The 23711-nt window shown below is 34.1% G+C and carries 22 protein-coding genes; 15 read left to right on the top strand and 7 right to left on the bottom strand.

Annotated features, from left to right (window positions below; translation table 11 throughout):
- The coding region (locus KHA98_RS09365) for a hypothetical protein (RefSeq protein WP_213257523.1) at positions 1 to 207 on the top strand (207 nt) is incomplete at its 5' end.
- Positions 208 to 219: 12 nt separating this feature from the next.
- Here the strand turns inward: KHA98_RS09365 and tnpA are convergent.
- From tnpA to KHA98_RS09385, 4 genes are all read right to left on the bottom strand, one after another.
- On the bottom strand, positions 220 to 681 hold the full coding sequence (tnpA, locus tag KHA98_RS09370; RefSeq protein ID WP_213257524.1) for an IS200/IS605 family transposase: 462 nt from the start codon (positions 679 to 681) through the stop codon (positions 220 to 222).
- 144 nt (positions 682 to 825) lie between these two features.
- Complete coding sequence (locus tag KHA98_RS09375; protein ID WP_213257525.1) at positions 826 to 2175, bottom strand: DUF6138 family protein; 1350 nt, start codon at positions 2173 to 2175, stop codon at positions 826 to 828.
- Positions 2176 to 2213: 38 nt separating this feature from the next.
- The gene (locus KHA98_RS09380; protein WP_213257526.1) at positions 2214 to 2912 is read right to left on the bottom strand and encodes an SMI1/KNR4 family protein; all 699 of its coding nucleotides are present in this window, start codon (positions 2910 to 2912) and stop codon (positions 2214 to 2216) included.
- Positions 2913 to 3026: 114 nt separating this feature from the next.
- Positions 3027 to 3344, bottom strand: coding sequence for a winged helix-turn-helix transcriptional regulator (locus tag KHA98_RS09385; RefSeq protein ID WP_213257527.1), 318 nt, complete (start codon positions 3342 to 3344; stop codon positions 3027 to 3029).
- 166 nt (positions 3345 to 3510) lie between these two features.
- On the opposite strand from KHA98_RS09385, the gene KHA98_RS09390 reads away from it, so the two are divergent.
- From KHA98_RS09390 to KHA98_RS09405, 4 genes are all read left to right on the top strand, one after another.
- Complete coding sequence (locus tag KHA98_RS09390; RefSeq protein ID WP_213257528.1) at positions 3511 to 4431, top strand: DsbA family protein; 921 nt, start codon at positions 3511 to 3513, stop codon at positions 4429 to 4431.
- A 660-nt stretch (positions 4432 to 5091) separates the two neighbouring features.
- Positions 5092 to 5928 carry a sulfite exporter TauE/SafE family protein gene (locus KHA98_RS09395; RefSeq protein WP_213257529.1) on the top strand — a complete coding sequence of 279 codons (837 nt, stop codon included), beginning with the start codon at positions 5092 to 5094 and terminating at the stop codon, positions 5926 to 5928.
- 4 nt (positions 5929 to 5932) lie between these two features.
- Positions 5933 to 6322 (top strand): DUF1634 domain-containing protein, encoded by a 390-nt coding sequence (locus KHA98_RS09400; protein ID WP_246522252.1) that lies wholly within the window; start codon positions 5933 to 5935, stop codon positions 6320 to 6322.
- 91 nt (positions 6323 to 6413) lie between these two features.
- Complete coding sequence (locus tag KHA98_RS09405; protein ID WP_213257531.1) at positions 6414 to 7436, top strand: LLM class flavin-dependent oxidoreductase; 1023 nt, start codon at positions 6414 to 6416, stop codon at positions 7434 to 7436.
- A gap of 169 nt (positions 7437 to 7605) precedes the next feature.
- Here the strand turns inward: KHA98_RS09405 and KHA98_RS09410 are convergent, their stop codons facing one another.
- The gene (locus KHA98_RS09410; protein WP_246522254.1) at positions 7606 to 9969 is read right to left on the bottom strand and encodes a TonB-dependent receptor; all 2364 of its coding nucleotides are present in this window, start codon (positions 9967 to 9969) and stop codon (positions 7606 to 7608) included.
- 410 nt (positions 9970 to 10379) lie between these two features.
- Here KHA98_RS09410 and KHA98_RS09415 point away from each other — a divergent pair, with 410 nt between their 5' ends.
- A complete protein-coding gene (locus KHA98_RS09415; RefSeq protein ID WP_213257535.1) occupies positions 10380 to 11660 on the top strand; it encodes an acetyl-CoA C-acetyltransferase in 1281 nt (426 codons plus the stop codon).
- Between the two features lie 63 nt (positions 11661 to 11723).
- On the opposite strand, the gene KHA98_RS09420 is transcribed toward KHA98_RS09415, so the two are convergent.
- Positions 11724 to 12329 carry an FMN-dependent NADH-azoreductase gene (locus KHA98_RS09420; protein WP_213257537.1) on the bottom strand — a complete coding sequence of 202 codons (606 nt, stop codon included), beginning with the start codon at positions 12327 to 12329 and terminating at the stop codon, positions 11724 to 11726.
- A 109-nt stretch (positions 12330 to 12438) separates the two neighbouring features.
- On the opposite strand from KHA98_RS09420, the gene KHA98_RS09425 reads away from it, so the two are divergent.
- Positions 12439 to 12819 (top strand): winged helix-turn-helix transcriptional regulator, encoded by a 381-nt coding sequence (locus KHA98_RS09425; protein WP_246522256.1) that lies wholly within the window; start codon positions 12439 to 12441, stop codon positions 12817 to 12819.
- Between the two features lie 139 nt (positions 12820 to 12958).
- Here KHA98_RS09425 and KHA98_RS09430 read toward each other — a convergent pair whose 3' ends face one another.
- Positions 12959 to 13708 carry a 4-hydroxy-tetrahydrodipicolinate reductase gene (locus tag KHA98_RS09430; protein ID WP_213257539.1) on the bottom strand — a complete coding sequence of 250 codons (750 nt, stop codon included), beginning with the start codon at positions 13706 to 13708 and terminating at the stop codon, positions 12959 to 12961.
- Positions 13709 to 14101: 393 nt separating this feature from the next.
- Here KHA98_RS09430 and KHA98_RS09435 point away from each other — a divergent pair, with 393 nt between their 5' ends.
- The 8 genes from KHA98_RS09435 to KHA98_RS09470 all read left to right on the top strand — a co-directional run bounded on the left by KHA98_RS09435 (position 14102) and on the right by KHA98_RS09470 (position 23704).
- Positions 14102 to 14536, top strand: a complete 435-nt coding sequence (locus KHA98_RS09435; protein ID WP_213257541.1) for a DUF1810 domain-containing protein — start codon at positions 14102 to 14104, stop codon at positions 14534 to 14536.
- Between the two features lie 137 nt (positions 14537 to 14673).
- A complete protein-coding gene (locus KHA98_RS09440; RefSeq protein ID WP_213257543.1) occupies positions 14674 to 15024 on the top strand; it encodes a hypothetical protein in 351 nt (116 codons plus the stop codon).
- A gap of 250 nt (positions 15025 to 15274) precedes the next feature.
- Positions 15275 to 15970, top strand: coding sequence for an ABC transporter ATP-binding protein (locus tag KHA98_RS09445; RefSeq protein WP_213257545.1), 696 nt, complete (start codon positions 15275 to 15277; stop codon positions 15968 to 15970).
- A 30-nt stretch (positions 15971 to 16000) separates the two neighbouring features.
- Positions 16001 to 18295 carry a TonB-dependent siderophore receptor gene (locus tag KHA98_RS09450; protein WP_213257547.1) on the top strand — a complete coding sequence of 765 codons (2295 nt, stop codon included), beginning with the start codon at positions 16001 to 16003 and terminating at the stop codon, positions 18293 to 18295.
- Between the two features lie 205 nt (positions 18296 to 18500).
- Positions 18501 to 19952 (top strand): ABC transporter permease, encoded by a 1452-nt coding sequence (locus KHA98_RS09455; protein ID WP_213257549.1) that lies wholly within the window; start codon positions 18501 to 18503, stop codon positions 19950 to 19952.
- 2 nt (positions 19953 to 19954) lie between these two features.
- Entirely contained in the window at positions 19955 to 21298 is a 1344-nt protein-coding gene (locus KHA98_RS09460) for a DUF3526 domain-containing protein (protein WP_213257551.1), read from the top strand.
- A 635-nt stretch (positions 21299 to 21933) separates the two neighbouring features.
- A complete protein-coding gene (locus KHA98_RS09465; RefSeq protein ID WP_213257553.1) occupies positions 21934 to 22533 on the top strand; it encodes an RNA polymerase sigma-70 factor in 600 nt (199 codons plus the stop codon).
- Between the two features lie 67 nt (positions 22534 to 22600).
- Entirely contained in the window at positions 22601 to 23704 is a 1104-nt protein-coding gene (locus KHA98_RS09470) for a FecR family protein (protein WP_213257555.1), read from the top strand.
- Positions 23705 to 23711 lie beyond the last annotated feature (7 nt).

The raw sequence follows: 23711 nt of genomic DNA on the forward strand, positions 1-23711 counted from the left end.
ATGTTCCTAACGGAACATTTTCATTTGACATCCGATATTTCTACAGATGAAATGTTCCGATGGAACACTCTCTTGGAGCCGAATTATCGTCGAGAAGTTCCGATGGAACATTATTTTGTTTTGACTTATATGCTTCTCAAAAACAATGTTCCAGCGGAACATTTTATCGGTAACCTTAAAACCCCACCAACTCATATCGTCCCGTAGGGACGACTGAAATTACAATAATGGTTCCTTAAAAACATATTGCACATCATACTCGACTTCAAAGGCTTCTAACATTTTCTGATATTCCTCCAGAAACGTTTTCTTTTGATGATGTTGTTCCTGATTTTGTATGTAGCGAATCACATTAGGCACATGACTTCTGGAATATGAAAAGGCACCATAACCTTCTTGCCAGGCAAAATTTAAACAAAATTTTTGCTCTTTAATCCATTTGCTGGTTTCTGTTTTTACATTCTGAATAAGCGATGAAACAGATTGCGTCGGACGCATTCCGATAAAAATATGAATATGATCAGGCATGCTATTTATACAAAGCATCTTATGTTGATTAGATTGAATAATCCCTGTTATATATTGATGCAATCTGTCTTTCCATTCCTTATCAATCAATGCTTTTCTATATTTTACCGCGAAAACAAACTGAATATGCAGCTGTGTGTATGTATTTGCCATTATTATCTACTGATGAAACATTCCAAGTAGAACGAAGAAAAACAATGTTTCTTATTTATATTTGATAGATTTTTCTTTCAAAAACAACACACTATCCTTTTTCTTAGTAAAATGGATTTGAGAATATTTTATCTCTAAAAAATATTACGACAACTTTTCAAAAATAATTCGTTCATTTTCTGTCAGTTTTTTAATGATTTTACCATAATCTTCGCTTGGTCCAAAGGTGGTATACATCACGCTTTCCCAGCAATAATCGGCCATTTCCTGAACATCATTTTCTGCGTTAGAATATTCTTTTAGTTTTTCTTCTGTAAAATAATATACTGCAAAGTTTTCTTTACTATCCAACAATAACTTTAAGCCATTTTCATTTGCATAATAAGATATGAAAGCCATATTATGCGGATGTTCCTGCATCGATAAAACGGCATTAATATAGACACTTATCGATTTTTCGGTCAAACCAAATTTCTCCAGAAAAGCGGGTGTAAATTTCTGCTGAACAGACTGATGTTCTCCGTCAACCGTTTGAAAATACGATATCAGAGTGTCAAAGTATTTTTCATCTTTTAATCCTAAGGCAAAAACGGCAAAAGTTGAAGGCATTCCACAATCTTCGGCTTCGAGATTATTGTACCATGCGTACTTCAGTTTTGCAAGATTAATATATTCTAAAATACTCTCGTGCAGGTTTGGATATTTTACTGCTCCGGCAAAAAGATAATGCTGTCCGCATTTAGGAAACCCCTTTATTGGAAGCAATTCTTTGATCTTTGATGAAAAACTAATTTCAAAGCTTTTAGGAAAATCCGTTTTCAAAAGCACATTTATAAAATTTAGTGCTTTCCCGAAACTTTCTTCATTATCGTTTTCCAGCTTAATGGCAATTGTTGCAAAAACATCATTGGCTTTACAACTTAAATCATCGTCTTTGTATTCTGTTATTTCTTTTGAAAGTTTTCCAGTTCCGTTTTTCTTAAGTTGTTCCACTTCATCAGAACCTAATGCTGTAACTATATCAAAATATTGCGTTGCTGTAACAGTTTCGTAACTAGCGCCATATTTAATATGACAAACCGCTACATAACAAACAAAACTTAATAATTCCTTTTCATCACCAGATAAGATTCTTTTTGGCAATTTTTCTGCCGATTTCGGTACAAATATTTTATGATTCGTTTTGGTAACTTCATCAAATTTAGAACAAACTAATTCTCTTAGCTCGTTTCCTAAAACATAACTATAATTATTGAAACCACTTAATTTTTGAAGTTTCTCAAAGAAAGCTATATAAACTTCTTTAGAAAAAGTTCTCGTCTTAAAAAAGTACTTTATAACAGATGCAGGAAGAAATTTTTCACCCGAATCTAACCAATATGGATTTGGATAATCTTTATCTGTTTTACATGAATCACTATTTATTGCTTCAATAAATCGCTCTAAAAGTGTTTCATTGCCTTCTATCGCTACTAAATAATTTAGTTCTCTCATTCTTATTTCGGCTTGTATATATATTTGAAATTCAATTTTTAATCTTCGTCATCTTCATATTCTTCCTCATCATCATAAGAAAGATACGACCAGTCGAGATCTAAACTATCCAGAATTTGATCAAATCGTTCCTGCTCAGAAGATCCTGCAAAAACGCCATTGCAAATGTTTTCTTCATCAAAAGAAAGGCTAATAACAGCATAAAATTCATCCGTATATACTTTTTGATTTTCTCTGCTTATTTCAGGTATCAATGTCCAGTTAGTTTCAATAAATTGTATTGTTTCATCATCAACTTCTCCAAAATAATTTCCGTTGTATTGTAATCCTCCCAATGTGCCATTATATGCAGCCATTAGCAAAAAGAAATCTTCTGCTGTTTCAGTTTCAATCATCCAGTCCGATTTTTCAACAGTATCATAATTTACCCAAATTGGCGGATTCTCAACTTTTAAATCTTCTGTTTTAATTCCCCAAAAAGCCACAACCTGATTTTCTTCATAAATTACCAAATAACCATCATCAGAAAATCCAATTTCGTGATCCGGTTTTAACAGTCGGTTATGTGAATAATTAAGAGTTTCGTGTTTTCCTAATTCTAAATAATAAGCTCTGATTTTTTTAGGTAAAGTCAGATCTAATTGCTTTTCAAGTACAGAAATTTCATCTTCAGAAAATCCATGGTTTTCATTCTCCGGGATATTGTAAAGACGTTTGATCTTTTGTATAAAATTCATTTATTACTTTTTTAATCATACAATTTCGTTACTACTTCAAACAGCTTAGAATCAAACTCTAAACCACTTAAAACGCAGCATTAAAATTGCTTTAATAATAAGGATTGTTTTGTTTTATTTCTCAAAAAAAAGCTCCAGTTGTCTAAAAACCGGAATCAGGGATTTTCCTTTTTCTGATAAATTATATTCAATATGAAGAGGTTTTAGTTTGATGACATTTTTATCCAGAAGTCCAAATTCTTCGAGTTCTCTTAATGCCACGGCAATAGATTGTTTATTTGCTCCTTGAATATCTCTTAAAAGTCCGTTGAAACGGATTGGTCCATCAACAGCTAATAAATAAATCTGAGGTTTCCATTTACCTGATAATAATTTTAAAAGTCCTTCTGCCGGACAACCGCTTTCTTTTTGAGGCAAATTTTCTGTAGTCATATTTTTTAGACTAATTGACTGGTGAATAAATACAAACGAACTTAGCCATAAAAATATAAAAATTTAAAAGCCCAGCGTAATTTTTTAAACAGTTTTTATGAAAATTCTGTCCCTTTTTTTAATCCTGATTTCCTGTATCAGTTGCCAATTCAAAACAAATTTAAAAATGAACGAAAATAAAACAAATCCCTTATTATGTGATCCGGTTACCGGAACTTGTGAAATGCCAATGGGTGAAAAATCGAATGAAACTGCCACAATTTCAACTGAAGAAAAACCGGTGAAAATAATTTATTATACAGATCCTATTTGTTCTTCGTGTTGGGGAATTGAGCCTCAGTTACGAAAACTTAAGCTGGAATATGGTGATTACTTTGAAATTGAATATCGCATGGGAGGTTTGTTACCCGATTGGAGTTACAACAGTGGCGGCATAAGCAAACCAGCTGACGTAGCGGAGCATTGGGATGAAGCGAGTTTACATTATGAAATGCCAATTGATGGAGATGTATGGATTGAAGATCCGCTGAATTCTTCTTATCCTTCGTGCATTGCTATGAAAGCCGCACAGATACAAAGCAAACAGAAAGCAGTAGTTTTTATGCGTATTCTTCGTGAAAAATTATTTCTGGAAAAGAAAAATATTGCCAAATGGGATAACATTGAAGAAGCCGCAAAATTGGCTAATCTTGATATTCAAAAACTGAAAACGGATTATGAAGGAGATGCCAGAAAGCTTTTTCAGGAAGATCTTGATTACGGAAAAAAACTGGGTGTAAGAGGTTTTCCAACGTTATTCTTTTCTGACGGAAATAGTAACCAATTTACCGTTTATGGTTCTAAACCCTACGCTGCGTACGAAAATGCTTTGGTAGCTTTATTTCTTGGGGCAAAAAAGAAAAATATTCCGAATGAAAACCCATTAGATCTTTTTGACATTTATCCCACATTAACAGCAAAAGAATATGCTGTACTCTTAGATAAATCCTATTTTGATGCTCGTATGATTCTGGGGAAATTATACGAAAAAGGTAAACTGAACAAAATATCTACTAAGAATGGTTCACTTTATTTTATAAAATCATGATTTATCAAAGCCACAAAAAATCAACTTTGTGGCTTTTTTTTTCGAATACTTGTATTGATTTTACCGCAGAGAACGCTAAGTTTTTTCGCAAAGGGCGCGATTTTTTTTTTTAAGAATCATTAAAATGAAAAAGTTCTCAAAGCTTTGTATAGACATAGCTTTGCGAACTTAATTTATAGATTATAATTAGTCTTAGAATTTAAAAAAAACCTTAGCGAACTTTGCGTTAATTTTTATATCACCAACAAAACATCATAATTTCAGCCAACGAGAAAATAAAAATCTTGTATTAATTTTACCGCAGAGAACGCTAAGTTTTTTCGCAAAGGGCGTAAAGTTTTTTGAGAATCATTAAAATGAAAAAGTTCACAAAGCTTTATGTAGAACATAGCTTTGTATAGACATAGCTCTGTATAGACACAGCTTTGCGAACTTAATTTATAGATTATGATTAGTCTTATAATTTTAAAAAAAAACTTAGCGAACTTTGCGTTAATTTTTATATCACCAACAAAACATCATAATCTCAACCAACGGCTTATTCCCTTTTAAATTTACTCTGTCAAAAAACGTTTTCGCTATTTTAATATTTAATTAAGAGATCAAATTTTTCATCAGAAAATTTCTATTCGTAAATTAGCATCAACAAAATTTATCCGAATGACAGTACTTACGTTTACCCTGATTATGATTCTTGGTGCATTTTTAGCAGGTTTTATTGGTTCATTATCAGGTTTAGGAGGTGGTATTATAATAATTCCGCTTCTAACTATTATTCTGGGTGTCGATATTCATTATGCAATTGGTGCCGCTTTAGTTTCGGTAATTGCAACTTCTTCCGGTTCTGCCGCTGCCTATGTAAAAGAAGGAATTACCAATATGCGCCTGGGAATTTTTCTTGAAATTGCGACCACAATTGGAGCCGTTTGCGGTGCATTACTTTCTACTATCGCCCCTACTTCCTTTATCGCCGTTTTATTCGGACTTACATTAATTTTCTCCGCTATAAATTCACTTCGAAAGAAAGAAGAACATATTGTTTTAGAATCCAGTCCTCTGGCTAAAAAACTAAGACTAAATGGAACATATCCAACCCACGACGGTGAAGTAGTAAGTTACGGAACCAAAAATGTAATTGGAGGTTTTAGCATGATGGGAGTTGCCGGAATGATGTCTGGTTTATTAGGAATAGGATCTGGCGCTTTTAAGGTAATTGCAATGGATAATATTATGCGAATTCCGTTTAAGGTTTCAACTACAACCAGTAATTTTATGATGGGAGTTACGGCTATGGCGAGTTCTGTAATTTATATTCAGAAAGGATATATAGAACCGGGAATCTGTATGCCTGTTGTAATTGGTGTATTATTTGGCGCTATGGCCGGAGCTAAAATTTTGGTTAGAACTAACCCTAAAAAACTAAGAATCTTTTTTGCCTGTTTAATTTTTGTATTGGCAATTAATATGATTTATAACGGATTAAATGGAAAAATCTAAAACTATGCAACACGAAAAATTTGGAGAAAAAGATTTTCAGACCATTGTTGGAAATTTATTGCGTTACGGAGTTTGGATTTCATTATCTGTAGCGTTTATTGGAGGAATTGTTTACTTAATGCATCACGGAAATGACATTGAAGATTATTCTGTTTTTAAAGAAAATGACCGCAATATTTTTGAAGTTATTGGGGATATTTATAAAGGTGTTATTCGAGGGAATGGGGAATTTTTAATCTTCTTCGGAATTATATTATTGTTCCTGACTCCGGTATTCAGGGTTATATTGTCGTTGTTCTCCTTTATTCTTGAAAAAGATTATTTATATGTTGTTATCACGCTAATTGTTATTCTGATTATTATCACCAGTATTTCATTTGGTTTTTCACATTGATAAACGCTTTAAGCTTTAAGCTATAAGCAGTAGGCTTTTCTAAAAAGCTTATAGCCTACAGCTTAAGGCTTAAAGCAAAAAATAAAAATTTATGGAAATAGGAATCGATAGTTTTGCTTCGGCAATGTACGGCGATAACAACACTTTAAGTAGTGTTGATGCCATGGAACAACTGCTTCAGCGTATTGAATTTGCTGATCAGGTTGGATTGGATGTTTTTGGAATTGGAGAACATCATAAAAAAGAATTTCTGGATTCTGCTACGGCTGTCATTTTGAGCGCCGCCGCAGCACGAACAAAAAATATACGATTATCGAGTGCTGTTTCAGTTTTAAGTGCTGCAGATCCTGTAAGGGTTTATCAAAGTTTTGCCACATTAGATTTGATTTCTAAAGGAAGGGCAGAAATTGTCGTTGGACGTGGTTCTTCTATAGAAGCTTATCCCCTTTTTGGATATGATCTAAATGACTATGATGCTCTTTTTAAAGAGAAACTGGAATTGCTTCTGCAAATTAGAGATAATGAATTTGTAAACTGGTCGGGGAAATTTCGTCCCGCATTAAATAATCTTCCGGTTTATCCGAGAGCTTTGCAGGAAAAACTACCTGTTTGGCTTGGCGTTGGAGGAACTCCGGAATCTTTTGTCAGAGCCGGAAGTCTTGGTTTACCTTTGATGGTTGCCATTATTGGAGGACAAACACATCGTTTTCGCCCTTTAATTGACTTATACAGAGAAGCCGGAAAAGCAGCAGGTTACAAACCCGAAGAATTAATCGTTGGTTTGCATTCTCCTGGTTATGTTGCAACAACTACAGAAAAAGCAATAGAAGACTATTATCCGGGATATGCTGAACTTTGGACAAAATTAGGATACGAACGTGGCTGGCCTCCAGTTACAAAAGGCAAATTTGATAGTTTAATTGATGATCTGGGTGTTTTAATTGTGGGAAGTCCGGAAAGAGCGGCCGAGAAAATTCTGCGTCACAGTGAAGCTCTTGGAGGTGTTGACCGATTTACTTTTCAAATGGATAATGCAGGATTGACACATTCTCAATTAATGAATGCTATAGAACTTATCGGAACAAAACTGATTCCTTTAATTAAAAAAGGATAATACTTTGGGGTTTAGGCCACGGATTTAAAGGATTAAACGGATTTGCACTGATTCATTTCTATGCGTTATATAAAAAAAAGAATCAGTGCAAATCCGTTTAATCCGCGGGCAATAAAAACAAAAAAGCATCCGTATGAACGGATGCTTTCTTTTTATATTGAACTTACGATTAAAACAATTTGTAAGTAACCCCAACTCTAAAGTTTGTTGGTTGTTCTGTTTGCCAGTAGTAAGCACTTAACCATTGGTAGTAAGAACCGCTATAAAGGTATTTATTCAGAATATTAAATACGTTTGCTGTTACTTTAACTTTTCCTTTTTCATAAGATAAACCTCCGTCCAGTTTAAAATAAGATGGCAATTTTTGAAGACCCGGACTCCAGGTATCTGTCTGACGTCCGTCAAGGAAAGTTCCTCCAATAGAAGCTCCAAATCCTTTTAATTTACCATTTTGAACCGTATAGTTTAACCATGCATTTGCAGTATGTTTTGCATAACCTGGTACGACAGAACCTGCCGTAATACTTGGTACATTAGAATCCAAAACAATAGATTCTGTAAAAGCATAGTTTGCAATAAGATTAAGGCCATCAAATAATTTTCCTCTCACATCAAATTCAATACCTTCTGCTCTTTTTTCTCCTAGAATAACTTTAAATACATCATTTGGTCCATTTGTAGGATCTGCAGTAAGTTCATTTTTCTTTAAAATTCTGTAGGCAGATAAAGTAGTAGACCATGATCCGTCAAACCAGTCTTTTTTAATACCAAATTCAGTATTATTACCTGTTAATGGTTTTATTGGATCACCATTTTGAGTAATCCCGGATTGAGGAGTAAAAGCCTGATCATACAATCCATAAACCGCGAAATTATCAGTTATAGAATAACTAACTCCTGCTCGAGGAGTAATATGACTGTCTTCCTGTGTTTCTCCCCAGCTTGACTGGCTAATCCAGGTATATCTTGCAGCAAGAGTAACTCTTAGTCTATTTTGAAAAAATCCAAGTTCATCCTGAATATATCCTGCAGCATACCTAGAACTCATAAGTCCTCCTGCTCTTTGACTAAGTGGAGTCTCGTGATCGAAATTAGGAAAACCATTAGAAGGTGTACCATAATTCGGATTGTAAACATTAAATGGATTATCAACCGTGTCAAGATCGTGAGATTGTCCCCAATCTGCCATATAATCTTTGTTTCCTAAATCTACTCCACCCAATAATTTATGACTTACAGCTCCTGTATTGAATTTTCCGTTTACGAAAATTTGTCCTAAGTACATATTACTTTCTGCATCCCAGATACCAACATTTCTAATGATTTCCCCTTTTGCAAGTGTTCCTTCAGGAGTTCCGTTAAAATCTCTGTCAACATCACCAGGACCAACTACACCAGGCCATGAGCTATATCCTTGTTGAATATATTTAAAATAAGAAGTTTGTGCAGTAAGTTTCCAGTTATCATCAAATTTATGTTCAAATGTAAAGTAACCGCTGTGATCCTGAATATTAGTATCCGGCAATCCTGGCTGAGTCATTGTAAACCCAACTGGTAAAGTTGCATATCCGTCAGATTGTGGTCCAAAAACATAAAAAGAACCTACCTCAGTCATATTTGCATATTGAAAATTGTATTCGGCAGTAATTTTTGTTTTATCATCAATTTGGTATGAAATTACCGGAGCAATTACATAACGATTGTTGTGTTCAAAAGCACGGTGAGATCCTTTATTTTGAGCAGCTCCGTTAAATCTATACAATAATTTTCCTTTTTTATCCAATTTCCCGTCAAGGTCAATACTTACTCTGTAAAAATCGTAGCTTCCACCCAAAACAGAAACTTCACCTTTTGTAATTCCGGTTGGTTTTTTAGTCACCACATTATAAAGTCCACTTGGATCACCGCTTGAAAGCATGAAACCTGCTGGCCCTTTTACAAATTCGATATGGTCTACAAAACTCATATCTTCTGTTAATGGTCCCCAGAAAGAAGAAACCACGTTAAAACCATTACGGAATGCCTGAATTTGAGAACCACGCATCGTAATATTCGTATACAAATCTCCCCAGTGTTCTACACGTGTAGCACCACTTACATTACGAATAACTCCGTCACTCATACTTACAATTTGCTGATCTTTTAAAGTCTGACCGCTTACAATTTGTACGTTTTGTGGAATTTCTAAAACCGGAGTCTGAAGACGTAATGATAACGAAGGTTTGTCTTGTTTGTATTTATTTTTTGTGATAACAACTTCATCAAGATCTTCCTGACTTTCAGAAAGTGCAAAGTTTTTAGTAGTAACTTGTTTTGCTTTCACCACGATCGCATCTTCAGTTGAATGAATTCCAACAGAATGTATACTAATTGTATACGATCCCGGTTTTACATTTCTAATATCGTATTGTCCACTTTCATTTGTAATGGCACTATACTTTGTTCCTTTTAACGCAACAGAAATACCTTCTGCGGGAACATTTCCGCTCAAAGATATTTTTCCAGTTACTCTTCCGCCGTTCTGTCCCATCATATTTAGTGATGTTAAAAAAAGTACAAAAAAGCAGATTTTTTTAATGGTTATTATATTCATTTTAGTAAGATGTTAAATTTCGTTGGCAAAAGTAATTCCTAAAATTCTGTTTTCCAAATTATTTTTAATCATTCTAAATAAAGATAAGAATTTACTCCTTTTTACTTATAAAAAAAATAAATATCATTATTTATTTGACTAAAAATAAGATTCAGCACAGTTATAGAAGCTCAGAAATCTATCCAAATCCCTTTAAAATTTTATCCGAACTATCTACATTGGAACAATTATTCCCTTTAAAAAATTAAAAAAGGAAACGCGCTCTCGTACTTTCAGGTTCATTTTGCAAAATAATCCGAAAGTCTGCTTATCTTTAATCTTCTAATATTCTCCAAAACAAAAATCCAGATATGAACAATACCACTACTACCAGAAAAGTTGCCATTGTAGGTTATAACCGAATTCCTTTTGCAAGAGCAAATACCGCATATTCTAACGTTGGAAACCAGGATATGATGGTAGCTGCACTAAATGGCCTAATTGACAAATACCATTTACAAGAAAAACTACTTGGCGAGGTCGCTGGCGGAGCCGTTATAAAACATACTTACGATAACAATTTGATTCGCGAATGCGTAATGAAAACAGCTCTCGATCCCGCAACTCCTGCCTGCGATTTACAGCAAGCCTGCGATACCGGAATTGAAAGTGCGGTTTACATTGCTAATAAAATTGCGCTTGGACAAATTGACTGTGGAATTGCCGGTGGTGTTGATTCTATTAGTGATATCCCAATGGCAATGAGCGAGAATTTGAGAAAGATTTTATTAGAAGCCCGACAAGCAAAATCATTGGGTGGAAGAATAAAATCTTTTCTAAAAATCCGTCCAAAGGATTTAGTCCCATTAGTTCCGAGAAATGAAGAATCCCAAACCGGACTTTCTATGGGCGGACATACTGAAGTTACAGCCAAATATTATAAAATATCCAGAGAAGATCAGGATCAATTTGCGCTTAGAAGTCATTTAAATATGGCAAAAGCCTACGATGAAGGTTTTTTTGATGATATGATTACGCCTTTTAACGGACTTGAAAAAGATAATAATCTGAGAAAAGACAGCACAATGGAGAAGCTGGCAAAATTAAATCCGGCTTTTGATAAAGTAAACGGAACATTAACCGCAGGAAACTCTACTCCTCTAAGCGATGGTGCATCATGTATACTTCTGGCAAGTGAAGAATGGGCAAAAGAACAAGGACTTCCTATTTTGGCTTATATTACATTTGCCGAAATTGCTGCCATTGAATATGTAAAAAAACAACAAAATCTTTTATTGGCCCCTTTATTTGCAGCCAGCAGAATGCTTGAAAAAGCAGGGTTAAATCTTCAGGATTTTGATTATTATGAAATTCATGAAGCATTTGCAGCGCAGACTTTAGCCACTTTAAAAATTTGGGAAAGTCCGGAACTTAGTACCGAATTAGGTTTAAAGAAAACACTCGGCGCAATTGATCGCGAAAAACTAAATGTAAAAGGAAGCAGTCTTGCTGCTGCACATCCTTTTGCTGCAACCGGAGGAAGAATTATTGGTGTAATGGCAAAATTACTAAATGAAAAAGGTTCAGGAAGAGGTCTTGTTTCTATTTGTGCTGCAGGCGGACAAGGTGTTACGATGATAATTGAAAAGTAAAATTTTTTCAACTAGAATTATCTTTGTCAAAGTTTAAAACTTTGACAAAGATTTTTTTTTAAATTAAAAAGCAAACTCTTCAACAGTTACTAAAGCTTTCGGCAAAGCATTTTCAGCAAAATCAGGAATTGCAGTTCCTTCTACACGAAAAGTCGTTACATCAGTCATTCCTAAAAAGCCTAATACGGTACGTAAATAAGGTTCTGCAAAATCGTAATTCTTATATGGACCTTCAGAAAATATAGCACCCGATGCAATAGATAAATAAACTTTTTTATTCTTAACCAATCCTTTTGGTCCTTCTGCACTATAACTAAAAGTTTTCCCTGCCCTTGCAATCTGATCAATCCAGCCTTTTAAAACTGCCGGAATTCCAAAGTTATACAAAGCCACACTGATAACAATAATATCAGATTCCTGCAAATCTTGTATCGCGTCTTCTGAGTATTTAATTATTGCAGCCTGCTCCTCAGTAGGTATTACAGCATAAAAAGCATTTATTTGAGAATCTGTCAAATAAGGCAATGGATTCTTGGTAAGATCCAGCGTCTGTACCTTACTTTCAGGATTTGCTTCTTTTAATTTTTCTATAACTGCATTCGACAATTTAGTACTAGAAGAATTCTCTCCTTTAGTACTCGTTATTATTTGTAGAATTTTTTGACTCATAATTTTATATTGATTTGTTTTACAATACAAACTTATTTACATTTACTATCTCTTTTATAGTACTATCCCTGAGGATAGCGCTATCCTCGAAGATAGTAAAGCAAAAAACATGAAAACTACAGCAGATATCATAAGCGAAATAGAAGCACAAAAACACCAACCACAAGAATGTATGGCTGCACTTTTACCGGTAAGAGATGCGCTTGAAATTTTAAGCGGAAGATGGAAATTGCCTATTTTAATTGCGCTTTCTAATCGCCCAAAACGGTTTAAAGAAATTTCTAAAGACATAAACGGAATCACAGACAAAATGCTTTCTAAAGAATTAAAAGATCTGGAAATCAATAAACTTGTAACAAGAACGGTTTACGATACTTTTCCGCCCACAGTAGAATATGCAAGAACAGAACACAGCAAATCGCTTACAAATGTTATTATGGCATTAAAAGAATGGGGCGATTTACACCGAAAAGAAATTATTGGAAGGTAATTTTTTTCACGCAGATCAGGCAGATTAAGCAGATAATAATCTGCGTGAAATAAAAATCGCTTTAATTAGTCGCTTTAATAAAATAACAAACCCGACAGGTTTCAAAAATCTGTCGGGTTTAATTATTATACCACATATTTTAAACCGCAAAATAAGGCGACAGAATATCCTCAAAATTATATAAACCTTTCTTTTTATCTTTTAAATTCTCCACCACAAAAACAACTCCGTTTCCAAAAGCTTCTCTCGAAATAGATTCATGAATTAATCGAACCGTTTGATATGGAAAACCGAAAATCACTTCATGCTTCCCAACAATTCCCCCTGCCCTCACTGAGTTTATATTTTCTTTTTCGACATCAAGCGCTTCAGCAATTTTCACAGCAGTTCCCGATGTACCTTTCTTGGTTTTAAAATGTTCTTCATTCACTTCAATATCCACCCAGGGCGCTATTTTCTTCAGAAATTTAGAAGCAAATAACAAATAATTCACGCCAAGCGTAATATTTGGCGACCAAAACACAGTTGTTTTGCGCGCCAGTTTCTTTAATAATTGTAATTCTTTTTCCTGATAATGAGATATTGCCGATATGATTTTAACCTTTTTCTCTGCTGCAAATTCCCCATAAGTATAAATTCCGTCACTTGAAGAAAAATCAATAATTGCATCAACAGGATGTTTCTCCAGCAATTCCTCTGCCGTTGTTGTTGCGCTTGAATAGATTAAGCCGGGTTCGTCTGATTCAACTCCAAAAAATTCAGGCACAGATCTGTGTTCTAAAACCTTACTTTGTCTTAAAACCCATTCCAAAGAAAATTTCTCATTATCTAATAAAATTGACGCTACTGATTTTCCAGTTTTTCCGAATCCGATTAATCCTATTTTCATATTTTATTTTTTTGTTGGACGAAATGTCCGTTAGTAGAAATTGACATTATTTAGAAGTTAATGTCGAAGCAAAAAATAATTATTTGACGTATCAATAATTATCTATTTGAGCTAAAATAGAAATTTTATAACAGGAATTCTAGTAAATATTGCTTTATATAACAATTAGACAAGTCCTTAACAGGAATTATCGTGATAAATAACAAAAGCATTTTATAAAGTTCAGGATCATTTCATTACTTTTTTACAGAAAATTTCTACACCACTTTTCAAATTCCATTTTGTTTACTAAAAATTAAGATTTAGTAGTAAAAAAAAGTAGCAATAATGTATCCCTTAATATATTTTGAGTAGTTTTATCACCTGATTGTCCCCAAACAAAATCAGCATATAATGGCCTACAATAACAATGAATTAATGCGTTTTTTAGACGCACAAAATAAGTTATACCTATCTGCGCTTTCTGAAATAAAAAACGGAAAGAAAGAATCTCCCTGGATGTGGTTTATTTTTCCTCAGATAAAAGGATTTGGTTCTTGTGATAACTCCAAGTTTTACGAAATTAAAAATGCCGATGAAGCAATCGCTTTTTTAGAGCATCCTATTTTAGGAAAACATTTGGTTGAAATTACGTCTGAACTCATTAAAAATGAAGAGAAATCAGTCACTGAAATTTTTGGAAATCCCGACGATGAAAATCTGCAATCCTGCATGACGTTGTTTGCCAGTATTCAAAATACAGAACCTATTTTTGAAGAAGTTTTAGACAAATACTTCGACGGATCGACCGATTTTCATACACTTCAATTGCTCTACAGTAATTTATAAAACAGCACAGGATTATTTGTTAACCTTTATTTATCAAAAGTAAAGATTTTTAAAAATAAGATCTTTATATTTGCAACACTGTTGCGTTTGTTTACTTCAGCATTAATGATTTAAATCTGCCACAGAAATACCACTGAATGAAAAAGAGAATCGTAGTTGTAAATTTCTTAATGTCTTTTGCCGTATTGTTTGCAATGCTGTTTCAGACTTTGCACTCCTACGAGCATGTTTTTAAGCAAATTTCAGAGAAACACTGCGCTCATAAATACACAAAAGGTCAAAAAGAAATCACTCACAGTCATTCTGTTGAGAATACCTGCCACATTTGCCATTTTACCTTTAGTACTTATATTCCAAATTCTTTTCAGGCAGTTACTTTTCAAAAAATAACTATTGAAACCTCTTATCAGTTCTTTTACACAAAGAGTGTTTCATCATTTTTCAAAGGCAGTCTTTTTGCACTGCGCGCACCACCCGCGTTATTCTAATTTACTACATTTTATTTATTCGAAAAACGAATTCCTTTTTTATCTGTTTTGCAAAAACTGATAAAGAGTAAAGCACGTTTTATCGCATTTTTTGATTTGAGTTCTTTAAACACTCCTATTTTTAAACCCTTATTCTGTAGTACACATTTCTCGAAAAAAACAAATTAAAAACCAAGCTTTTACCACTTGTAAAAGCCTGAAATTTCTTTTGTTTCCATTTTAAATCAATTCACTCAAATACATAAAACCAATGCTTACAGCAAGAAATCTCACCAAAAAATATGGTGATTACACCGCTTTGAATAAACTTAATTTAACTATTAAAGAAGGAGAAATCTTTGCTCTGTTAGGTCAGAACGGCGCCGGAAAAACCACAACAATTAACCTGTTTCTGGGTTTTACAGAACCAACATCTGGAGAATTGGAAATCAACAATATTTCAGTTACCGAAAATAATCAGGAAACCAAAAAACATGTCGCTTATATTCCGGAAACGGTAATGCTTTATCCCAACTTAACAGGATTAGAAAATTTAAAGTTTTTCTCGTCACTGGCGGGATTTAAATACTCTAAAGGTGAACTGACTTATTTTTTAAACAAAGCCGGATTGCAGACCAAAGCACATCATAATAATCTTGGTGGCTATTCTAAAGGAATGCGCCAGAAAGTTGGCATTGCAATCGCCATTGCTAAAAAAGCCAAAGTGCTTTTACTCGACGAGCCAACAAGTGGTTTAGACCCAAAAGCTTCCAATGAATTTTCTCAGATTTTAAAAGAACTTTCCGCAGACGGAACTGCTATTCTAATGGCTACACACGATATTTTCAGAGCCCGCGAAGTGGCTTCGCATATTGGTATTATGAAACAAGGAAATCTAGTTACGGTAATCGAAGCTGAAAAAATTTCGGCCAATGAATTGGAAAACTTATATCTACAAACCGTTTAAAGGAAATGTATTTTCCGTACATCAAAAAAAATGAAAAATATATTTTCCTTTATCTTTCTGGTGATAGCCATACCATCTGTACAATCACAGATTACAAACAAAAAAAGTAAGGACAGTCTTGCTCAGGATTCTATTAAAATGGCAAAAAATGAACTGCAAACTGTTGAAATTGTGGGGAGATCTACAAAAAAATACAACAGCGACTATTCGTTTGCAGCAACAAAAACTGCCGCATTAAATAAAGACATTCCGCAATCTATTTCGACCGTAACCAAAGAATTAATTGCAGATAAAGCAGCCTTTTATCTTGCCGATGCAGTAAAAATGGCAAGTGGTGTAATTCCTGCAAGTTATTACAATCAATACACCATTCGTGGAATCAGTCAAAATGAAGAGGGACAGATTATTAACGGAATGCGAACACGTCAATATTATTTTTTGCAACCGCTTACAAGTAATATAGAACGTGTTGAAGTGATAAAAGGCCCATCGAGTGCAACTTTCTCTTCTGTAGATCCGGGCGGAAGCATCAATATGGTGACTAAAAAACCATTGGCAACAAATCGCAAAGAAGTAAGTTTAAGCGTTGGTAGTTTCAGCACTTTACGCGGAACTCTTGATTTTACAGGACCTTTAAACGAATCAAAAACACTTTTGTATCGTGTAAACGGAGCATATCAGGAAGCAAAATCATTTCGTGATCTCGTTAATAATAAATCATTCCTGGTCTCTCCTTCTTTCAGTTATATTCCGAATGAAAAAACGGCCATTAATAGCGAATTAATCCTGAGCAATATGAGTGGAGTTCTCGACAGAGGTCAGCCTATTTTTGGTGCCGTTGCCGGGAAAACCAATTTAAATCAAACCCCAATCAGTTTGAATCTCGGTGCGCCAAGTGATTTCTTTAAATCTAAAGAAATGATTTTAACGACAAATTTTGCTCATAAATTCAATTCTAAAGTTGGATTTAATGCTACATATATGAAACAGACCTGGACTGAGGATCTTCAGGAACACCGAACTACAAATGCTTTTGCTGTAGATATGAACAACCAGCCCGTAACCAATCTGGCAATGATGCAGTTTGTACAGCGTCAGCAAAACTGGGATATTGACAATCTTACCGCCTATTTTAATTTTGATTTCAAAACAGGAAAACTTCATCATAAACTATTAACCGGATATGATTTAAGCAGCTGGAATAAAAATAAAGGAGGCGGACAAAATGCTGCAAGAGGTTATTTATTGAATAACGGTACGGTCGCAAGTTCCTTTGTTCCTGCAAATGCTTCAAACTATCAAACCATGACTATTGATGGTGTTGTACTGCCAAAACCAAATGTAGAATACTTCAATCTGAGTAATCCGAAATACATTATTACAAGTCCGGAAGATTATACTCTAAATGTTCGAACTGCACTGCCATCTGCTTTGACGACTACAAATGCGATTTATATTCAGGATCAGATTCAGTGGGAAAAATTTACTTTTTTATTGGGGCTAAGAAACGAATGGTTTGAAGACATTACCAATTATGAAACCAACAACGAATTAACCGTTAAAAAATCAGCGTTATTACCCAGAATCGGAATCACTTATGCTGTAAACAGTGCCATAAATATTTACACTACTTATCTGGAAGGTTATCAGCCTCAATCGAATACGGTGACTTTAATGCCTCAGACAGGTTCTTTGCCGGGCGGTAGTTTATTTGATCCGCTCGAAAGTGATTTAAAAGAAGTGGGAATAAAAACTTCTTTTTTCAATAATACAATGACTTTTAATGCTGCTGTTTACGAAATCAATCAGCGCAATATTTTAATGAATGCTAATGATCCTGTGCAACCAGATTTATTGGTGACCAGAGGTGCAGAAAGAAGCCGTGGTTTCGAATGTGATGTTGCGGGCTACATTACGACCGACTGGCAGATAAACGCCTCGTACAGTTATATTGACGCCGAAATTACAAAAGACAGCAATCCTGCTTTAATTGGTGCCCAAAAACAAAATACGCCAAAGAACAGTGCTAATTTATGGACGAGATACAATTTTGCTTCAGATTCGGCTTTAAAAGATCTCGGAATTGGTTTTGGCGTACAATATCAAAGCAGCAAAATCCCTTGGTTTACAAGAGATTTTACTCTTCCTGATTTTACCATTTTTGATGCTGCTGTATTTTACAAACCAAGCAAAAGCAATGTACAAATTGCTCTTAATGCCGGTAATTTATTCAATAAAACTTATTGGTTAGGCGCACAGAATTATTTACGATTGTTTCCCGGAAGCCCAAGAAATGCAAGCTTAACGGTAACTTATAAATTTTAATTCGTTGGGTAAATAGAAAACACTTTAAATCATAGAAACATAAATTTTGGACGATTTTTAAAAGGCATTTCACTAGCATCAATTTATCCCGAAGGTTCGGGACTATGTGTGAGAAACTAGTTTCTTTTAATTACCTCTCCCTTAGTAAAAAAACTATGTTTCTATGTGTTTAAAAAAAATACTCAACACGTAAATTTTAATTAATATGAAATTATTACATACAGAACTCCTTATCGCTCAACATTTTCGAAACTCGGTTTTTAAAAATTCAGCGGTATATATTATTACTCTTTTTATTGGTTTATTGCTTTTGTATGCCGCCTTTTCGGGCTGGGACAATTATAGCAGCCAAAACGAAACCAGCGAAAAATACCAACACGAATCACGAGAGGACTGGTTAAAAAATCCGGATAAAAACCCTCATCGAATGGCGCATTACGGAAATTTTGCTTTTAGAAAAAGTACTGCACTGAGCGTTTTTGAATTTGGAATGGAACCTTTTTTCGGGAATGCTATTTTTCTGGAAGCACACAAACAAAATACAGCCAATTTTTCTGAAGCTGGATTTTCCAGCAGTATGCTTCGCTTTGGAGAAATTAGTATTGCAATGGTTTTACAGATTTTAATGCCTTTATTAATCTTCTTTTTAGGATTTAATGCTGTTGCTTTCGAAAGAGAAAACGGAACTTTGAAACTCCTTTTAAGCCAAGGAATTAGCTGGAAACAACTTTTATTTGGTAAAATTCTGGGAATTGCCAGCGTTATTATGCTGCTTTTTATTCCAACCATAATCATATTGGTTTTCGTTTGGCTTTTACTTCAAAACTTTACGATTTCGGCAGATGATACTTTCAAAATGATTTTGTTCATTCTGTTTCATTTTGTTTATCTAATGTTCTTTTGCGTGATCGCTGTTTTGATATCCGCATCAAGCAAAACTTCAAAAAAAGCACTGGTTTCCTTAATTGGAATCTGGCTTATTCTTACTATAATTCTGCCAAGAACGACACAGGCAATCGGCGCATATTTGTATGAAGCTCCTTCTAAAGTGAAGTTCAACAGTGACATCGAAAAAGATATCCTGAAACAAGGCGACAGCCACAACCCAAATGATGTTCATTATAAAGCCATTAAAGATTCTTTGTTACGCGTTTACAAAGTCGATTCGGTACAAAAACTTCCCTTTAATTATTCCGGATTTATTATGACCGAAGGCGAAAGAATCAGTTCAAATATTTACAACAAACATCTGGAAGATTTGCTGAAAATCTATGCTAAGCAAAATAGTTTTTCAAAAGCTGTTTCGTTTTTAAATCCTTATATCGCAATGAAAAATTTATCGATGGGATTATCCAATACAGATTACGATTCGTATATCGATTTTCAAAAGCAAGCTGAATCTTATCGTTACAAAATGGCGCAGAAAATGAACGGTTTGCAAATCAAATTCATCAGCAATAAAAAACCCGGACCAAACGATAAACCGCTTGCAATTGGCAAAGAACACTGGGCTGATCTGGACGAATTTCATTATGAGCCAAAAGAGCTTTCTGCTATTTTAAAGACCGAAATTCTATCCGTTATTTCCATTTCAATCTGGATCATTGTTCTTTTAATACTCATTCGTTTTGCTGCCAAAAACCTTAAAGCCATTTAATTATGTTACAACTTTTATTTAAAAATTTTATACGCTCTAAAGGAACAAAAATTGGATTGCTGTTTTTGCTTCTTATTGGTTTTATTAGTCTTTTAATTGGACGTCAGTTTCAGGAAAAACAACAAAATAATATTGCTGAAACGGCAATTTATCAAAAAGAACATATTGCCAGAAATGCCGCTTTTCATAAAGACGAAATTGGACTTCTATTGTATTACATCAAGTTTTCTTTGGTCAACAAAACCTTGCCCATAAATAGTCTGGCAATTGGTCAGCGCGATGTAAATCCGTCGATTCAGAGTGTTACGATTCGCGGACTGGAAGCTCAGAAATATGATTCAGAACTCAATAATCCGAGTAATCTACTGGCGGGAAATATCGATTTTAGTTTTGTGCTTTTGTACCTCTTTCCTCTTTTGATTATTGCTTTTTCATATAATATTATTTCCGAAGAAAAAGAATCGGGAACCTGGAAAATTGTGGCAACACAAAGTTCAAATACGTTTTTATATATCTTAAAATTATTTTACATCCGCATTCTGAGTTTAATTGCTCTTTTAACTTTAGTGCTTATAATTGCGGTTTTATTGCTTCAGATTCCAATAGACAAATCATTGATCGTTTTTTATGGAATTGCTGTTTTGTATATTCTATTCTGGTTTGCCGTTTGCTTTTTTATTGTTTCACTTCAGAAAAATTCAAACTTCAATGCGGTTATTTTATTGACTATCTGGCTGTTTCTGATTATTATTCTTCCGGCTGCCATTAATACCTATATTATCAATAAATACAAGGTTCCTGAAGCCTTAGAACTGACATTGAAACAACGAAACGCTTATCACGAAAAATGGGATATGGATAAGCAAACAACACTTGATAAGTTCTGCAATCATTATCCGCAGTTCAAAAAATATCCGCTGCCGGATGCTGAATTCAGCTGGCTTTGGTATTATGCGATGCAGCAAATGGGTGACGACGAATCGGCGGTACAGTCTAAGGAATTAGAAACCAAACTGGAACAGCGAAACCGTGCCAGCGAATTAATTGCACAGTTTATTCCAACGCTTCACACGCAAATTCAGCTTAATGAAATTGCAAAATCTGACTTACAGAATCAGCTTTTATTTTTGAAAGAAACTAAACATTTTCATGAAAAACTGCGTTTGCATTTTTATCCGAAGATATTTGATAATGCGCCGGTAAATCAACAAAAATGGGAAGATTTTAAAGTAGAAACGTTTACTGATCCTACAGAAATAAGCTTTGTAAAGGCGTTTTTGCCGTTACTGATTTTCAATGCTTTGCTTATTGGTTTTGGATGGTTTAATTTTAAACGTCGTCTTTAACTGTAGCGTTTTTTTTTAACGCAGAGTGCGCTAAGGTTTTTCGCAAAGAACGCAAAGGTTTTTAACATAGCCCAAGGTTTCAACCTTGGGTACGTAATCAATTGACACAATCATTCTAACGCATGTTGTGGATAATCTTTGTGTACCCAAGGTTGAAACCTTGGGCTATGTTTTACATAGAGTCGCAAGGTTTTTATACAAAGCTTTGCGATTATTATTTTGCCACAGATTATCATGATTAAAAGGATTTTAAATCTATGCAAACATTTTAACATAACCCAAGGTTTCAACCTTGGGTACGTAATCAATTGACACAATCATTCTAATGCATGTTGTGGATAATCTTTGTGTACCCAAGATTGAAACCTTGGGCTATGTTTTATATAGAGTTCGCACGGCTTTTTTATACAAAGCTTTACGAACTTTGCGCTTATATAAAGTCTGGTATATCAAAAAAACCTTGCGCTCTTTGCGGTTAAATCATCCAATTCTGAATAAATTTTATGTAATCTGTCTTTATTTGAATTTTATTTAGAATTAATATAAATAAACTTTTATATTTGCCGCTTTCTGAGCAAATTCTAGTAGTTTTTAAATTTTACTTAATATTGCTTTTCCAAAGTAAATTTTATTTAATGTCCAATAATACCAGTTTCGAATTAGACCTTTTCCTCTCCTTTAAGGAAGGCGACGAAACTGCATTTAAATTTTTCTACGATCAATATTTCAGGAGAATACAATCTTTCAGCTTTCAGTTTGTAAACGATCAGGACGAAGCCGAAAATCTTGCTCAGGAAGCTTTACTGCATTTATGGCAAAACAGAGAAAGTGTAGCATCTATCAACGGAATTCAGGCTTTCTTGTTTACGTATGCCAAATCAAAATGTCTGAATTTAATTCGCCATAATAAAGTAAAGGATAAATTCAAAAACGACCTTTTAAACCAAAAAGAAAAAGAACTGAATATCGAAGTTTTAAATTCGATACAATTCGACACTTTAGAATTGACCGAATTAGAACGTATAATTCAGGAATCTATTAGTGATTTACCACCAAAAACCAGAGAAGTTTTTATAAAAAAACGCTTTGAGAATAAAAAAAATACCGAAATAGCAGAAGAAATGGGTGTTACCTTAAAAGCTGTTGAAGCCCATATGACAAAGGCTTTGAAGATTTTAAAAACTAAATTATCCGATTATTTATTCCTGATTTTTATCCTTATTTATAATAATTAAAAACAAAAGGTAGGGTATTTTAATTCTGAAGTGTACTTACTATAGCGATACGTTTTAAAACGCAATTATGACATCGGAAATATTAAATAAATACCTTTCTAATGAAGCTTCAGAACAAGAAGTTCAGGCACTTTTTGAATGGATTGAAGCCTCAGAAGAAAACAAAAGACAATTTATAAATGCCAAGAAAGCCTGGGTTTTAACCTCACTTACTTCCAATTTATCAATTGATGTCGTTCCGGTTATCCAGATAAAATCTAAAAACAAAATCAGAAAGTATTTGCAATACGCTGCTGTATTTTTAGTGCTTTTAGGTTTAGGAACAACTCTTTTGTTATTTAATAACCAATCTGAATCTTCAAAAGAAATTGTTCTGGAATTGGGCGACGGCCGTTTAGAATATATTTCAGGAAAAAATCAGACGGCTTTGTTAAATGACAAAGGCAATCTGGTGGCTAAAAAACTGTCCAACCAAATTATATACTTTGGTAAAGTTCAGGATGAAGAAGTCATTTATAATACACTTACGGTTCCTTACGGAAAACGTTTCAAGCTTCAACTTTCAGATGGTACTGCTGTGAGTTTAAACTCAGGAACTACACTTCGTTATCCGGAGCAGTTTGGTATTAACGGAAACAGAAATGTCTATTTAACCGGTGAAGCTTTTTTTGAAGTTGCCAAAGATAAAATGCATCCGTTTATTGTTCACGCCAATCAGACAGATATTGAAGTTCTCGGGACTAAGTTTAATGTGAGTGCTTATCCTGAAAACCCTACAGTTAACAGTACATTAATTGAAGGAAGCGTACAAATGTCTGAAGCCGCAAAACCCGAAAATGCTATTTTGCTTCAACCAAATCAAATGGCAACCTGGCAAAATAACACCAAAAAGATTGTTATAAAAGAAGTTGATCCTGCCTTTTATGCTGCCTGGACAAAAGGCGAACTTGCTTTTAAAGACACTCCGTTTTCTACCATCGCTAAAATTATTCAGCGTACTTATGATGTTGAAATTATCAACGAAAATTCTGATTTGGCCAGACAGAATTTTACCGGTACGATAAAAATCAGTGAGTCTAGTGTCGAAAACATTTTAGACCTTCTAAAACGTGACACGCCATTTAATTATTCAATTAAACAAAAAACCATTACCATTACCAATCCTCGATAAATAAACA

It is taken from the genome of Flavobacterium branchiicola (assembly GCF_018383905.1).
Classification (GTDB): domain Bacteria; phylum Bacteroidota; class Bacteroidia; order Flavobacteriales; family Flavobacteriaceae; genus Flavobacterium; species Flavobacterium branchiicola.